Source organism: Desulfonatronum thiosulfatophilum, from assembly GCF_900104215.1.
In the GTDB taxonomy this organism is placed as follows: Bacteria; Desulfobacterota; Desulfovibrionia; order Desulfovibrionales; family Desulfonatronaceae; genus Desulfonatronum; species Desulfonatronum thiosulfatophilum.
In genome coordinates this window covers 21,529-36,790 of record NZ_FMXO01000001.1, presented here as the reverse complement: position 1 = coordinate 36,790, position 15,262 = coordinate 21,529, and the positions used below count along the sequence as shown (strand labels likewise).

Here is a 15,262-nt window from a genome sequence, read left to right as displayed (position 1 = left end):
CTTGGGCTATTCGCAACCAATCAGCCCTGATTTGGTGCCACGTGTTCAATCTTCAGCGTATCGGCTTGCTCCGGCAAGTGGTCGCTGTAGCGTTGCCGTGATTATGATTCTTCGTTGACCAGCAGAGTCGGGTCGGACAGCAGTTTGACGGCGTCCAGCAGGATCAGGTCCGTCCCGATGATGCCGCGCAGATAGGTGCCTCTGCCGTCCTGCATGGTGGACGGCGGGGGGTGAACGGCATCCAGGGCCGCGGTTTCCGCGCCGACCAGTTCTTCGGCGAGAATTCCGAACTCCATGTTCTCCGAAGTCAGGATCAGGACCTTGTCTTTTGGGGATGGCCCATTGTGGGGCAAACCGAAAAGAACCCGCAAATCCATCACGGAAATGATCTTTCCCCGAACGTTGATGATCCCGTGAATATGCTGCGGCGTGCAGGGAACCGGGGTGATGTCCGACGGGACGAGAACCTCGCGCACATGGACGGATTCCACGGCGTACCGCTCCCCGGACAGGAGAAACTCCACGAAGTTCAGGTTCTGTTCCGGATCGCTCGCCCGGGTCGTGGATCGCGCCAGCAACCTCGCCCGGTGGCGCAGAATGCGCCGTTTTTGTTCCAGAGTTCGTTCAACCATGGGATTCGTCCGATCCGCTCCGAGTTGCTCGTCCAAAAGGGTCATCGCAGACCTTCCCGCGCAATCATTGTTCCAATGGTTTCCATGAGTCTTCCCGCGGTCATACCGTCCATTTCAGGAACGGGCGTCTCCGCGGGCAGAGCCGAGAGCAGTTCCAGGGCGTTTTCGAAATGTCGTCCGGCTTCCTTGAGTTGGCCGTCGCGCGAAGCAATGCTGCCCAGACCGGCGTGGGCGGCGATGCATTCCGGTTCAAGATAAAGCAGATGCTTCAAGGCCTGCCTGGCCTCCTGATCCTGTCCCGACTCCTGGAGGATCATGGCCTGCAGATGCAGAACTCCGGCATTGGTCTTGTCCTCGATCAGGGCGCGGCGGCACCAGTCCAGGGCCTCGCCCAGGAGCCCCTTGTCGGCCTGAATCGTGGCCATGAGCTGCATGGCCTTGCTTCTTCGGTCGGGTGCAATCGGCATCATCTCTTGCTCCGTAAGCAAGGGAGCCAGCAGGGTTCGGGCCTCATCCGGCCGACCCCTGCGAAGAGCCTGAACCGCCTGCTTGTATTGCGGCCACAAATGTTCCGGGGTAGGGGGTACGGGGCTGGCCAACGGCGGCGGGGGAAGTTGGGCTGCGGTCTCGTGGCCGGCAGTTATTCTGTCCCGGAACGAGCATTTTTCGTCCCCACGGGCAAGGCCGGCTGGAGTGTTTTTTGCGTCTTCACGGCTTTCGGCAAGAATGGTGTTCGACAAATCCGACGGATCGGGATCATCAGGAAACTCAATCCGGTACGTAGCCGTATCCAGCATGCTTTTGCGATAGACCGTAGCTCCCGGCAGGTGGATCGGCCTGAATTTGCTGGACCGCAGTCGGGCGCTTTCGCTGGCGGAGACGATCAGCCAGCCGCCTTCCACCAGACACCGATAAAAACCGGTCAGCACGCGGCGAATGGTTTCCGGCAACAGGTAGATCATCACGTTGCGGCAGATGATCAGGTCCAGTGAATGCGTGTTGTTCAGCAAGGCAGGATACTCGTCCGTGGCCAGGTTCAGGGGAGCAAAGGTTACGTTGGCCCGGTATCGGGGCTTGACCGCATAGGTATTGTTGCCCAGAGGCAGAAAGTAGCGATCCCGTATCGCATCGGAAACTCCGCGGAAGGACCACTTGGAATAGACGCCCCGCCTGGCCTTTTCCAGAGCCCGGGGGTTGATGTCCGTGGCGAGAATCCGAATGTTCCAGGTGGGCGGTTCGGGCAGGTTGTGATCCAGGAGCATGGCCACCGTGTAGGCTTCCTCCCCGGAACTGCATCCGGCGCACCAGATGCGCAGCGAACGGCGGGACGGCTGTGCGGCCATCAACCGGGGCAGGATATGCAACCGCAGGGCATCCAGGCTGTTTTGCTCACGGAAAAAATATGTCTCGCCCGTGGTCAATCGTTCAGCCAGCAGCGGAATGTACTGGTCGCTCAGGGATGAATCCAGCAAGGTTCGCATGAATGCTTCAGGACTTTCGCTGCCCTGGGTAGTCCAGAGATCAAGAACGGCTCGCCGCAAATCGTCCAGCTTGTTGTCCTCGATCCGCAAGCCCATTTTTTTGCCGATCAAGGTTCCCAGTCTGCTCAGAAAATCCGGTGAAATCTCCGCAAAGCTGGTTCCCGGAGATTTCCTGTCCTGGGAGGAAGCTGCCGGCATTTTCATTCGTGGCTTCCGGAGGCGCTGTGGGACATTGCTTCCGGCTCGGACGGAGCCGGCAAGTCATTAAACAGATCGGCAGGACTTGGAAGGGAGGTTGCTGCCTTGATGAACATGCGCATGTCCTGGATGAGGACGATTTCATCGTCAACCGTGGAGACCACGGTGCAGCCCCGCCGTCTGTCGCCGGAATATGATTCAGACATTTCCGGATCGTCCTCCAGGGGCAGAGATATGGTCTGTTCGGCAAGCTCCCGAACGTCGTCCACGCTGTTGGCCAGCAGGGCCATGAGAATTCCGTCGGCACTGGTCAGAATGAATCGGTCCTCGGGGTCGATTTCGTCATCTGTCCGGTTCGGGCGAGACCGGATATCCACCACGGGAATCACCTCGCCGCCAATATTAATCAATCCCCGAATCATGGGCGGCAGGTTTTGCCCCGGCGTTGTTTCCGCGGCCGGCAGGACGCGGATGACCTTGGAAACAGGCAGAGCATACAGTTTCTGATCAATGCCGAAGAGAAGGTAGGATGCGGAATGTTGCATGCGGATGTCGGGAGAGCCGTCGATGCGGAATTACATGACCGGCAACGTGAACAGGAATCCGACACAATACCGGGTCATTTTCAGTAGTTGCTGTTCAATAAACCTGTATCGGTACACGTAGGGGAAAAATAGATTGGGAGCAAGGGGGGTAGCCGGATATGATACCCGGATAATCCTAGTAAACCGGTTTTTCACCAGGCATCTTGAGACAACGGCCCGCACGAGCACTTGATGCGAAGCGCGGGCATGGCATTGTTTACAAGTCCTGGCGCACAAGATAAGAATTCTATCTTTTGCGGCAGGTTGTTTTTTGGTTCAGAGTGTACTTGAGAGCTCAAAGTCGAAAACAGGGCACATCGGATCATTCGATCCTCCACCCTTTTCTTCACGGACTTGTCTTGTCTTCCGTTATGTGTCGGATCGTTTTTTTTGTAACCGACACCAAGATGACGACGTAGTGCCGTATGCAGTGCGACACTATTCCTTATGTAACTTCCAGCAAAGAACCGGATAATTCCGGATTGGAGCAGATTAACCCATGACGAAACCGACTCGGTTCATGATGGCTGTTTGTTTTTTGGCGCTGCTGATAAGTTTGGTGCAACCCGGCACGGCCCGGTCCGATGTCGAGGCGCGGATTCCGACGCAGATGCAATTGCGGGAATTGTTGTCCGCGAATCCGGAACTGGTCCTGGACGTGCTTCGCGAGCATCCGCTGGAGCTGGTGCAGATCCTGGAACAGGGCCTTCTGGCAAAACGGGAACTGGAGCGGCAACGCCAGGAGCAGGAAGACCTGGCCATGGAACGCAATCCCGAAATTTCCAAGGACCGTCCGATCCGCGGCAACCCCGAAGCACCCATCACCATTGTCGAGTATTCCGACTTTTTGTGCCCGTATTGCAGCCAGGCTACGGCCACGGTAAAGCGGCTGCTGGACCTGGATGATGCCGGAGAGTTGCGACTGGTTTTCAAGCATCTGCCCCTGAATCCCGTTTCCCGGGAACTGGCCCTGGCCTATGAGGCCGCAGCCATGCAGAGCCATGAAGCAGCCTGGCAGCTGCACGATCTTCTGTTCGAGCGCCAGGCGGAACTTCGCGGCAATGCTGAAGCAGTCCTGGAACGCATTGTCGCGGGACTGGACATCGACCTGGATCGCTTTGCCGCGGACCGCGCGAGTCCGGAAGCGGCCGAGCGGATCATCAAGGATATGGAAGAAGCGCGAAGCTTCGGTTTCGGCGGCACGCCAATGTTTCTGATCAATGGCATTCCGGTGCGCGGCGCAGTTCCCCTTCAGGAATTTCAGCGCGTTGTCGAAATGGCCGGAACGAAATCCAGCGGCGGCTACGCCGGCGAATAAGGAGCAAAAATATGTCCACCCCTGAAACCCCCGTCCTTGCTTCGAATTTCATCAAGAATATCGTCGAGGAGGATCTGCGGGCCGGAAAAAACAACGGACAGGTGACCACCAGGTTTCCCCCGGAACCCAATGGTTACCTGCATATCGGCCATGCCAAATCCATCTGCCTGAACTTCGGCCTGGCCCGCGAGTTCGGCGGCGTCTGCCATCTGCGTTTCGACGACACCAACCCGATCAAGGAAGATGTGGAGTATGTCGAATCCATCAAGCGTGACGTGCGTTGGCTGGGCTTCGACTGGGAAGACAAGCTGTTTTACGCCTCGGATTATTTCGAACAACTCCATGAATACGCCTGCGAACTGATCCGGCGGGGCAAGGCCTATGTCTGCAGTCTGAGCACCGAGGAAATCCGGCAGTACCGCGGCACCCTGACCGAGCCCGGTCGGAACAGCCCGTACCGTGACCGGAGCGTCGAGGAAAACCTGGACCTTTTTGCCGGAATGCGGGCCGGAAAGTTCGAGGAGGGACAGCATTCGCTGCGCGCCAAGATCGACATGGCTTCGCCCAACGTCAGCCTGCGTGACCCGGTGATCTACCGGATCAAGAAGGCCGCGCACCACCGGACCGGCGACACCTGGTGCATCTACCCCATGTACGATTTCGCGCACTGTCTCTCCGACGCCATGGAGGGCATTACGCATTCCATCTGCACCCTGGAGTTCGAGAACAACCGCCCCTTGTACCACTGGTTCCTGGATGCCCTGGAAACACCATGCCACCCGGAGCAGATCGAGTTTGCCAGGCTCAACCTGAGCTATACCGTGCTCAGCAAGCGCAAACTGATCCAACTGGTCCAGGACAAATCCGTTTCAGGATGGGACGATCCGCGCATGCCGACCATTTCCGGGCTGCGCCGCAGAGGCGTGCCCCCGGATGCGCTGCGCACCTTTTGCGACCGGATCGGCGTGTCCAGAGCGGATTCCATGGTGGACATCTCCATGCTGGAGCACTGCGTTCGCGATGCTCTCAATGTTCGGGCGCCGCGGGTAATGGTCGTGCTCAAGCCGTTGAAGGTCGTGATCACCAATTATCCCGAGGGCCAGGTTGAGGAGTTGGACGCCCCTCTGCACCCCGAGAATCCGGACATGGGTTCGCGAAAGGTGCCATTTGGGAGGGAATTGTACATTGAGCGGGACGACTTCATGGAGGACCCGCCGAAGAAATTTTTCCGGCTGGCCCCGGGCCGTGAAGTTCGCCTGCGTTACGGCTACTATATCACCTGCCGGGATGTGGTGAAGAACGAACAGGGCGAGATCGTGGAACTGCGATGCATCTATGATCCGGCTTCCCGGGGCGGCGGCACCCCGGACGGCCGCAAGGTCAAGGCCACCATGCACTGGGTCTGCGCCCAAACCGCCAAGCCGGCCCGGGTGCGCATCTACAGCCACCTGTTCACCGTGCCCAATCCCAATGAAACTTCTGAAGGCCTAGACTTCCGCGCCAATCTCAATCCTGATTCCCTGGAAGTGCTGGAAGACTGCCGGGTCGAACCGCACCTGGCCACGGCCGAGTCCGGCAGCCGCTGGCAGTTCGAACGACTGGGCTATTTCAACGTGGACCCGGCGGACAGCACCCCGCAAGACTTGGTCTTCAACCGAATCGTCTCCCTGCGCGACACCTGGGCCAAGGTTCAGGCCGCGGAAAGCGGGAAGAAATAACGGCAGTGCGATGAGGGGGACCGGCCTTTCACACCGGCCCTCGCATCATAAGGTACGCCAATGTCGAGAAATCGAAACCGCTTTCCAATCGAGTTGGGGCTGGTCTGCATTCTTTTTGCTCTGACGGCTTTCGGTTGCTCGCCGGATGCGCCTTTGCGGAACGTCTGCGCCGATGAGCTGGGATGTGTCTGGATTGAGCCCGGTGCTGAGGTAAAAATCGTCAGTTTACATACCTTCAGCGGCATCCAGGAAAGAATCAGCCGGGAACATCTCCGGAGTCTGGAGATAGCCATCGCGGAACGGGGAGGCAAACTGCATGGTCATCCTCTTGTCGTGGTCACCGCGGATGAACAATGCTCTCGCGCCGGGGGTCTTGTTTCTGCCCAGAAAATCGCCACGGACCGGAATATCGTGGCCGTCCACGGCCCGAATTGCTCCAGCGCGGCCATTCCGGCGACACGAATACTCTCGGAAGCCGGTCTGGTGCTGGTTTCCGGCACAGCCACGGCGCCGTCCCTGACGTCCCAATCCGGCGATCCCGGCGAGCACCGCCAGCCGGGTTTTTTTCGAACCGCGAGCAATGACGAATATCAGGGCATTGCCGCCGCTCACTTTGCCTATCATGTCCTCGACGTTCGTCGTGCAGCCACGGTCCATGATCAAGACGCCTATGCCATGGGATTGGCTGAAGCCTTTGCCGCGGCGTTTCAGGAACTTGGCGGCGAAGTGGTTTATGTGGGAGCCATCAACCGCGGCGATCGGAACATGCACCCCCTGGTCCAGGCCCTGGCCGGTCAACGGCCTGAACTTGTCTTTTTTCCCATCTTTTCCATGGAAGGCCATTATTTTATCCAGGCACTCCGAAGCTATCCCTTATCTGAAAAACTGAGCCTGCTCAGCGCGGACAGTCTCCTGAACCGACCGTTTCTTGAAATCTGCGGCAATCGTTGTCTGGGGATGTTTTTTATCGCTCCGGACAGCGCGGAAACCCCGGCCTATGTCTCCTACCTGGAGCGCTACCTCCAAACATACGGGGAAGGTCCCCAGGGATATTTCCATGCCCATGGATATGATGCCGCGGTCATCCTGCTGCACGCCCTGGAACAATCCTCCTTTCCCGAACCGGACGGGTCGTTGCGCATCGAACGCCAGAGGCTGCGTACGACCTTGTCCTCGATCCGCGATTTTCCCGGGTTGACCGGCAGGCTGAGCTGCGATGCGTTCGGCGATTGCGGCATGCCGCGGTTCAAGCTGGTGAGCTTGAACCGCGGCATGGAATTCGAGGAACTCCTGGAAAACGTCATCGCCGTGCATGCTCCCTTGGAACAAGCAAATCCTTCCGTCAGTCAATGAAGATGCGAGACGCCGTGGTCCGGAGGTGGCGAAGCGCGCCTATTGGCTTCAAGTTCGGGGCTATCATGGCCTTCATGATGTTCCTGATCCTTTTTACGGCCGTTATCGGTTCCATAGCGCTGCGCATGACCCTGAACCATGTCGAGTCCGTGATCCTGACCAGCACGGAGATCCGGGAATTGACCATGGAGATCGATCGGGAACTGCAGCATGCCCGGCAACTGGAACGGGCCTTCTTCATGCAATGGCCGCGCATCGGTTTCGAACAGGCCATGGAATCCTCCGGTTACGAAGCGAAACAGCGGATTCGGAAAGTAATCGAACTGACCGGTTCTTTACGCAATAAACTGGACAATTCCGCCATCAGTCGTGAATTGCAGGAGGCTGTCCTGCACCTGGAATTCTATCTTTCCGCAGCGGAACGCTATGCCGGAACCTTTGGAGATGCCGTGATCCTGGTTTCCGAATTGGCCCGCCAGGAAACCGGACGCCAGACCAACCTTGCCGTTCTCTCCGACATATTCATCGAACGAATCGAGATGCTGCAGGCGACCGATATGCTGCTGCTGTTCCGCACGTACCAGACCTGGCAGAATCTCTACCTGGGAACCCGGCAACGTCCGGACATGCAATCCGCGCTGAACGCCTTGAAACCATTGCAGGAAACAATCCTCTCCTCACCGGATCTGACGGAAATTAGCCGCCAGGATCTGTTGAACATTCTGGTGGCTCTCGAATATGTCATTGCGCAGATCCTGGAACTGGACTGGCAACTGGAAGACAAATTCCGGGAATTTGACCTGCAGATCAGCGCGCTGACGCCCATATCCGAACAATTGACGTCCCTGGCCCGTCTGGAAGTGGATCGGGCCAGGGACGGCATCGACAAGACCCGCTGGAACACCACGCTGCTCTTGTTCCTGGCCGTGCTGTTCGCCATGGCTCTGGGTATGTCCACGGCACTGGTCATGCACCGCTCCATTACCCGCAAGTTCGCGGCCTTGACCCTTTCCGCGGACCGCTTGCGGGGCGGCGATTTCCAGGCCCGGGCCACGGTGCGTTCCAGCGACGAGATCGGTCGCCTGGCCGAGACCTTCAATACCATGGCCGAGCGGATCAGCAACCTGATGCACGATCTGCAGCAGCGTTTCGAAATGAGTCAAATCCGACTCTTCCAGGGCATAGAATCCATCGAGGAAGGTTTCGCCCTCTTCGACAAGCGTGATGGCCTGGTTACGGCCAACCGGAACGTGATCAAACTCCTGCCGCCCACTGGACATGTCCTGCGACCCGGTGCAACATTTCGGGAGTGCCTTGCCTCGGTAATTGATGCGGGATTGTTCCGAGGGGAAAGGGCTTCGGTCTGGATGGCAACCCAACTGCAAATGTTTCGTCGCGGGGCGGGATCGGATGAATTGCGATTGACCAGCGGGCGCGTGCTCAAGATTCGGTATTCCCGGACCCAGCATCATGAGACCGTGGTCCTGCTGGAAGACGTGACCGAACGTGTACGGATGGAGGAGCAACGGCTGGACATGGAACGCCAGTTGCTGCATGCGCAGAAACTGGAGAGCCTCGGAGTCCTTGCGGGAGGCATTGCCCATGATTTCAACAACCTGCTTTCAGCAATGATGGGCAACATGGAGCTGGCGCTGGCCCTGCCGTCCCTGGAGGATCCAGCCCGGAAACGAATTCTGCAGGCACATACGGCGGCGCGCCGGGCCGCGGATTTGACCCGGCAGATGCTGGCCTACTCCGGCAAAGGGGGCTTTGAGGTCCGCCCCCTCATGCTCAACGATCTGGTGCAGGACAACGTGCATATTTTCCGGACCGCCCTGCCGAAAAACATCCGACTGATCCTGAATCTCGCACCGTCTCTGCCCCTGATTCGCGCCGATTCCGGTCAGATCCAGCAGGTGATCATGAACCTGATCACTAATGCCGCGGAGGCCATCGGCGATCAGCCCGGAACCATGACCTTGTCCACCAGGGTGCGCTATTGCGACGCGGATTGCATTCACCGTTCCCGGACTACGGAAAAACCTGCCCCGGGCTGGCATGTCCTGCTTGCGGTCCAGGATTCGGGAGACGGAATGAGCGACGAGATCCTGACCAGGCTGTTCGACCCGTTCTTCAGCACCAAGTTCACAGGACGCGGGCTGGGCCTGTCCGCCGTGCTGGGCATCATCCGGGGACATCGCGGTGGAATCATCGTGGAGAGTTCGCCTGGATCAGGGACAACCTTCGAGGTTCTTTTTCCCCTGGATGAATCGGTGATCCGGAATACTTTGAATGATGGGGAACCGCCGGTCGGGGAGGAGTCGGTTCTTCCCGAAATGAATTCGACAATTCCGGAGTTGGTGCTTGTCGTGGATGACGAGGAAATGGTCCGGGAATTGTCCGTGGAGGCGCTGCAGCATCTTGGATATTCGGTCCTGGTCGCCGAGGACGGGCTGGATGGGGTGCGGATTTTCAAGGAATATCAGGAGCATATCGGCTGCGTCATTCTGGATTTGATGATGCCGAACATGGACGGAGTGACGGCATTTGCTGAATTGCGCAAAATCCGCAAGGATATTCCAGTCATCCTCTGCAGCGGATACAGCCCCCAGGAGACCGAGCAGCGCTTCGCGGGAGACCGTCCGACAGCCTTTCTCCAGAAACCCTTCAGCATCAAGGCTCTCCAGAAAACACTCCAAACCGCATTCAACTCGTATTCCTGATCGCGCTAAAATCGAAATCCCTATCGAAATCGCAATCGCAATCGATAAAAATCACCATGACCACTCCAACCACTATCACCCCCCCAATCCCCGTGCCGCAACCATCCGCCCTGAAAGCCAGCCCGGGTTCCGAGCCGTGACCTCCGAACATGCCGCTACCGCGTTTCTGGACGACCACGGCACGGTGTCGGGGACCGGTTCGCAGGCCATGGTCCTGCGTGGACGTTTGGATGTAGGTTCCACTGGAGGGATCTGGCGAAAGATTCGGAAGTCTCTGGATAAAACCCGAGCCAGGACATTGGATCTGGACGTTTCAGGACTGGAGTATGTCGACAGTTCCGGGCTGGCCTTGTTCTCGGAATTGAAAGACCATCTTCAGTCCCAGGGAGGAGCGTTGCGGCTGGTCGGCCTGCGTTCCGATCTGCACCCACGGTTGCAGTATTTCCAGGAATCCGCGCAGGTCGCGGTGCATCCGCGGCGGCGTCCCGGCATCCTGGAAAAGTTCGGACGCGGGGCCGAGGTTCTCTTTCAGGATGTCCGGGAACTGGTGGGATATGTCGGAGCGTTCACTGCGGGCTTTGCCAAGGCGGTGCGTCATCCGGGAACGATACGCTGGCGGGATTTCTGGCTGAACTGCGAGACCGTGGGCGCCAACGCCGTATTGATCATCGCCCTGATCGGCTTCCTGATGGGGCTGATCATCTCCTTCCAGTCCGCCATGCCGCTGCGCATGTTCGGTGCGGAGATCTATGTGGCCCGGCTGCTGGGACTGTCCATGATCCGGGAATTGGGGCCGCTGGTCACGGCCATCATTCTGGCCGGCCGCTCCGGGGCCTCTTTTGCCGCGGAACTGGGGACCATGAAGATAAACGAGGAACTCAACGCCTTGACAACCATGGGGCTCGACCCGATCCGGCTGCTTGTGGTGCCGAGGATGCTGGCGGCCATGTTCATGACCCCGCTTTTGACCATGCTGTTCATAATATTTAGCCTGATCGGAGGGGCCGTGGTCATGCTTTCCCTGGGCTATCCTCTGATCACCTACACCACCCAGGTGACCATGTCCGTAGGCGTGACGGATCTTTTCAGCGGCCTGTTCAAGGCATTCGTCTTCAGCATATTGGTGGGCTGGATCGGGTGCGTGCGCGGACTCCAGACCGGCCACGGAGCCTGGGCCGTGGGGGCGGCGACCACCAGCGCCGTGGTCAGCGGGATCATCTTGATTGCCGTTGCGGACGGCATTTTCGCGGTGGTGTATTATGTCTTCAACTACTGATCAAGAATCGGCATGGAAAGAGCCGATCATCGTGGTCCGCGATCTTCGGGCCGGTTACGGGGATGCCGTGATTTTGGAAGACGTTTCGTTGGACGTTTTTCCCGGCGAGATTCTCGTGCTCCTGGGCGGATCAGGATGCGGCAAGAGCACGCTTCTCAAGCAGATGATCGGACTGGAAACACCTATGCGGGGACAGGTTTTCATCGAGGGCTCCGACGTACACGCGGCAGCGGGCGAGGAGCGAATGCGCATCCTGCACAGCTTCGGCGTGAGCTATCAGACTGGCGCCCTGTTCGGTTCACTCAGTCTGTTGGAAAACGTTTTGTTGCCATTGGAGGAATGTACGGATCTCCCCAAGCCCTTGCGGGAAAAAATTGCCCGCATGAAACTGGCCCAGGTGGGACTGGACGGTTTTGAGCACCATGCCACGTCGGAACTCAGTGGCGGCATGGTCAAGCGCGCGGCCATCGCCCGGGCCATGGCTTTGGATCCGCGAATCCTTTTCCTCGATGAGCCCTCAGCCGGGCTGGATCCCGTAACATCCGCGGAACTGGACGAGTTGATCCTCGGACTGGCCCGGGGAATGGACATGACTTTTGTAATCGTCACGCACGAACTGGCCAGCGTTTTCGCCATTGCCGACAGGGTGATCATGCTGGACAAGGGCAAGCGGGGCATCGTGGCCCAGGGAGATCCCCGGGAACTTCGAGATACGGCCACCGATCCGGTGGTGGTGGATTTCTTCCATCGTCATGCGCGGCATGAACGGCAACATTATTCGTCAACATAGGTTTTCTCATGAGCGCGCAAGCAAATTACGTCAAACTCGGACTCTTCGTGCTGATCTCCCTGGTCTTGATCATCGGAGCATTGATCGTCCTGGGCGGCGGAAGGCTCTGGACAGAACACATCGGCGTTGAGACGTATCTGGACGAGTCGGCCCAGGGGCTGGAGACCGGCTCGGTGGTCAAAATGCGTGGCGTGCAAGTCGGCAATATCCAGAATATCAGTTTCGTGTACATCAAATATCCGGATGCCTTCGAGGCGGGTCACCGCTACGTGCTGGTGGAGATCGGGTTGCAACCGGACAAGTTTGGCGACATTTCCCGGGACGAATTCACTGTCCTTCTGGCGGAGGAGATCAGAAACGGTTTGCGAGTCCGCATCACTCCCCAGGGGCTGACCGGATCGGCCTTTCTGGAACTGGACTATACCAGCCCGTTCCGGGCGCCGCCGCTGCCCATCAACTGGCAGCCCGCCCGACCGTATATCCCCTCGGCCCCGGGAACCATAGCCCGATTTGAGGAAACCTTTGAATCCGTGAGCAGGACCCTGAAAAACATCGAGGTCATCAACCTCGAAGAATTCGTTGAACGCCTGGAAGATCTTGTGACTGTAGTTTTGGACAAGGTTGAAAATATTCAAACCGACCTGATCAGCTCTGAAGCAGTAGGTTTACTCGGCGAATTGCGTCAGACAAACGAGAAGTTTTCCCGGCTGCTGGGAGACCTGGCCCCCGGGCAGCAGGTTGAGGCCGACGTGCATGGCATCCTTGCCGACATCTCCCGGACCGTCCAGGAGTTGCGGGCCATGGCCGAAGGAATGAATCATTGGATACAGAGTGAAGAAGGTGGAGTGGAAGACCTGCGGATGAGCGTTGCCGATCTGCGACGATCCATGGCCCAAACTCCGGAGATGGTGGATGAGTTTTCGGCTGCCGCGGACATCGCCCAGCAGGGGTTTGTTCAATTGCAGCAACTGCTGCGGCAGGTGCAGTTGCGTTTGAACTCGCAACTGGAGCAGATCGACGCCCTGTTGCATAACCTGGAACGATCCAGCGAGAACGTGCGTGAGATCACCGAAGACGCCAGGGATTATCCCTCCAGGCTGTTTTTCGGTGAGCCGCCGCGCGGTTCCCGGAACTAGGAGTCAAGATCATGACCTCAACATCCCGTATTCTCGTCCTCGGTCTGATGCTTTTAACCGTCGGATGCGCGACATTGTCCCGCCCGGATCCGGACCGGCGTCACTACATGTTGCAGGTGGAGCGGCCCCAAATACTTCAAGCCGAATCCAAGCCGGGTGAGGGCGTCCTGGCAGTGCGCGCTTTTCGCGTGGCTTCGGCGTATGATGCCAAGGGCATCGTAACAATCCGTTCCGGAGGACGGGTGGAGAGTGATTTTTACAACCAGTTTTTTCTGTTGCCCGGAGAGATGATTTCCAGCCAGGTCCGACAATGGCTCAGAGCCTCCGGAATGTTCGCCCTGGTTTCGAATCTTGGCGGGCTGAAGGCGCCGGACATGATTCTGGAAGGGATCGTACAGGAACTCTACCGGGATTATCGCACCGGCTCCCCGCAGGCCGTGCTGGCGATGCAGATCCTGCTTCTGCGTTCGGATCAATTCGGCGCCATGGATGTGGTGCTCCAGGAGAACTATCGTCAGGTCCGGGATTTGCCGGATGATTCCATCCAGTCACTGGTCGGCGCCTGGAACGACGCTCTGGAGCATGTTCTTATGGATCTTGAAGACAGGTTGCGGGAGGTTATGCCCGCCTCTTTGGACAATCCCCTGTAAATCAGGTCTGCGCACCCGCCTAGTGGTTTTCTTGCCGCGCTTCACCGAGGTTCATCCCAACCAGGGAGATGTCGGACATAGCCATGACGCACCGGGTCTACGACGCCGCCACCCACGTTTTTGATCCTCTTCACGCCTACTGGGAGTCCGAGACCAATCGCAAGATCGTCACGGCGCTTCTGGTGGCTCTTTTTCTGTCTTCACTGATCGCTATTGAACTGAACAGGCAGGCGCTGCTTCCGGATCCGTTTCGGGAAATAATCGGATACAGCCACTTTCAGGCCATCAACGCCGCCTTCACCCTGGTCCTGCTGTTGGAGGTTGTCAGCCTGATTTTCGTGCTGCCCTGCTCGGTATCCAAGTCCGTGGGCAAGCAGTTTGAAATCCTGGCCCTGATCCTGTTACGCAACTCATTCAAGGAACTGGTCTACCTGCCCGAACCGATCCAGATCGGGACGGATCTCACGCCGGTACTGCGCATCCTGTCTGACGGTTTCGGGGCACTTGCCATCTTCGTTATCCTTGGGTTCTATTACCGACAGCAGAAACATCGCGGCGAACTGATGAGCGGCGAGACAAGGTACCGTTTCGTAGCCGCCAAAAAGCTTGTCGCCCTGGGGTTGTTGGTTGTGTTTCTGGGATTGGGACTGTACGGCGGCTGGGACTTTCTTTTCGAAACACGAACTTTCGCCTTTTTTGCAACCTTCTATACCGTGCTGATCTTCAGCGACATTCTCCTGGTGCTTGTTTCGCACCGGTTCCTGCCGACGTTCCATGCCGTTCTGCGCAATTCCGGATATGCCGTTTCCACTTTGCTTTTGCGCCTGTCTCTGACGGCGCCGCCCTATTATGACGCCGGTATCGGCGTGGCCGCGGCCTTGTTCGCCCTGTCCTTGACCTGGACCTACAACAATTTTTACGCATCCGGTGAGGGTTAGTTCCATAGCAACTACTCAGCTGCGTTCCGGCTTGTCACGATTTTTCGACATCGCAACTCCTTTGCCGGCTTCGTAACATCGAACCATTGCTCGAATAAACTTCAATTGGCGCTTCAGGCGCTTGGCAATGGCTCGATGAACGAATCCTGGCTCAGTCAGACAGGCGATGCCGAAAAATCGTGACAAGCCGGAACACTCCAAGTTTTGTCATAAAAAGTGCTGATAGTTACGTTCCATATTTGATATCCGTCACGACAAGGTGAATTCTGCGAGAGCAACGAATCAGCGCATTCGTTTCAGAGTGGACGATCATCCTGAGCGGACATTGAAATGGATCGATGGAGTTGCGGTGGATCCGAAACAAGGCTAACCAACATTTGCGTTGATGTTCGGTCATGATGTTGCATTGCTTTTCCATTATTATAATGACTTCTGGTCTTCGGCGTTCACCAGTGTGACGTCGTG

The 15,262-nt window shown here is 57.7% G+C and carries 12 protein-coding genes; 9 read left to right on the top strand and 3 right to left on the bottom strand.

Annotated elements, in window-relative coordinates:
- Window positions 1–101: 101 nt before the first annotated feature.
- The 3 genes from BLP93_RS00160 to BLP93_RS00150 are packed head-to-tail and all read right to left on the bottom strand — an operon-like array spanning window position 102 to window position 2,856.
- Window positions 102–677 carry a chemotaxis protein CheW gene (locus tag BLP93_RS00160; protein ID WP_092116009.1) on the bottom strand — a complete coding sequence of 192 codons (576 nt, stop codon included), beginning with the start codon at window positions 675–677 and terminating at the stop codon, window positions 102–104.
- Complete coding sequence (locus BLP93_RS00155; protein ID WP_092116007.1) at window positions 674–2,317, bottom strand: CheR family methyltransferase; 1,644 nt, start codon at window positions 2,315–2,317, stop codon at window positions 674–676. The genes BLP93_RS00160 and BLP93_RS00155 overlap by 4 nt, the downstream gene beginning before the upstream one ends.
- Window positions 2,314–2,856, bottom strand: coding sequence for a chemotaxis protein CheW (locus BLP93_RS00150; protein ID WP_092116005.1), 543 nt, complete (start codon window positions 2,854–2,856; stop codon window positions 2,314–2,316). Before BLP93_RS00150 ends, BLP93_RS00155 begins: the two co-directional genes overlap by 4 nt.
- A gap of 538 nt (window positions 2,857–3,394) precedes the next feature.
- On the opposite strand from BLP93_RS00150, the gene BLP93_RS00145 reads away from it, so the two are divergent.
- The 9 genes from BLP93_RS00145 to BLP93_RS00105 all read left to right on the top strand — a co-directional run bounded on the left by BLP93_RS00145 (window position 3,395) and on the right by BLP93_RS00105 (window position 14,797).
- Window positions 3,395–4,213 (top strand): DsbA family protein, encoded by an 819-nt coding sequence (locus BLP93_RS00145; RefSeq protein ID WP_092116003.1) that lies wholly within the window; start codon window positions 3,395–3,397, stop codon window positions 4,211–4,213.
- A gap of 11 nt (window positions 4,214–4,224) precedes the next feature.
- Window positions 4,225–5,931 carry a glutamine--tRNA ligase/YqeY domain fusion protein gene (locus BLP93_RS00140; RefSeq protein ID WP_092116001.1) on the top strand — a complete coding sequence of 569 codons (1,707 nt, stop codon included), beginning with the start codon at window positions 4,225–4,227 and terminating at the stop codon, window positions 5,929–5,931.
- A 60-nt stretch (window positions 5,932–5,991) separates the two neighbouring features.
- Window positions 5,992–7,284 carry a branched-chain amino acid ABC transporter substrate-binding protein gene (locus BLP93_RS00135; RefSeq protein WP_092115999.1) on the top strand — a complete coding sequence of 431 codons (1,293 nt, stop codon included), beginning with the start codon at window positions 5,992–5,994 and terminating at the stop codon, window positions 7,282–7,284.
- Window positions 7,281–10,007, top strand: a complete 2,727-nt coding sequence (locus tag BLP93_RS00130) for a hybrid sensor histidine kinase/response regulator (RefSeq protein WP_092115997.1) — start codon at window positions 7,281–7,283, stop codon at window positions 10,005–10,007. Before BLP93_RS00135 ends, BLP93_RS00130 begins: the two co-directional genes overlap by 4 nt.
- A gap of 136 nt (window positions 10,008–10,143) precedes the next feature.
- Window positions 10,144–11,283, top strand: coding sequence for an ABC transporter permease (locus tag BLP93_RS00125; RefSeq protein ID WP_244148597.1), 1,140 nt, complete (start codon window positions 10,144–10,146; stop codon window positions 11,281–11,283).
- The gene (locus tag BLP93_RS00120) at window positions 11,267–12,073 is read left to right on the top strand and encodes an ABC transporter ATP-binding protein (RefSeq protein ID WP_092115995.1); all 807 of its coding nucleotides are present in this window, start codon (window positions 11,267–11,269) and stop codon (window positions 12,071–12,073) included. Before BLP93_RS00125 ends, BLP93_RS00120 begins: the two co-directional genes overlap by 17 nt.
- A gap of 8 nt (window positions 12,074–12,081) precedes the next feature.
- Window positions 12,082–13,209, top strand: a complete 1,128-nt coding sequence (locus tag BLP93_RS00115; RefSeq protein WP_092115993.1) for an MlaD family protein — start codon at window positions 12,082–12,084, stop codon at window positions 13,207–13,209.
- A gap of 11 nt (window positions 13,210–13,220) precedes the next feature.
- Window positions 13,221–13,859 (top strand): ABC-type transport auxiliary lipoprotein family protein, encoded by a 639-nt coding sequence (locus BLP93_RS00110; RefSeq protein WP_092115991.1) that lies wholly within the window; start codon window positions 13,221–13,223, stop codon window positions 13,857–13,859.
- Between the two features lie 68 nt (window positions 13,860–13,927).
- Window positions 13,928–14,797 carry a hypothetical protein gene (locus BLP93_RS00105; RefSeq protein ID WP_244148596.1) on the top strand — a complete coding sequence of 290 codons (870 nt, stop codon included), beginning with the start codon at window positions 13,928–13,930 and terminating at the stop codon, window positions 14,795–14,797.
- Window positions 14,798–15,262: the final 465 nt, after the last annotated feature.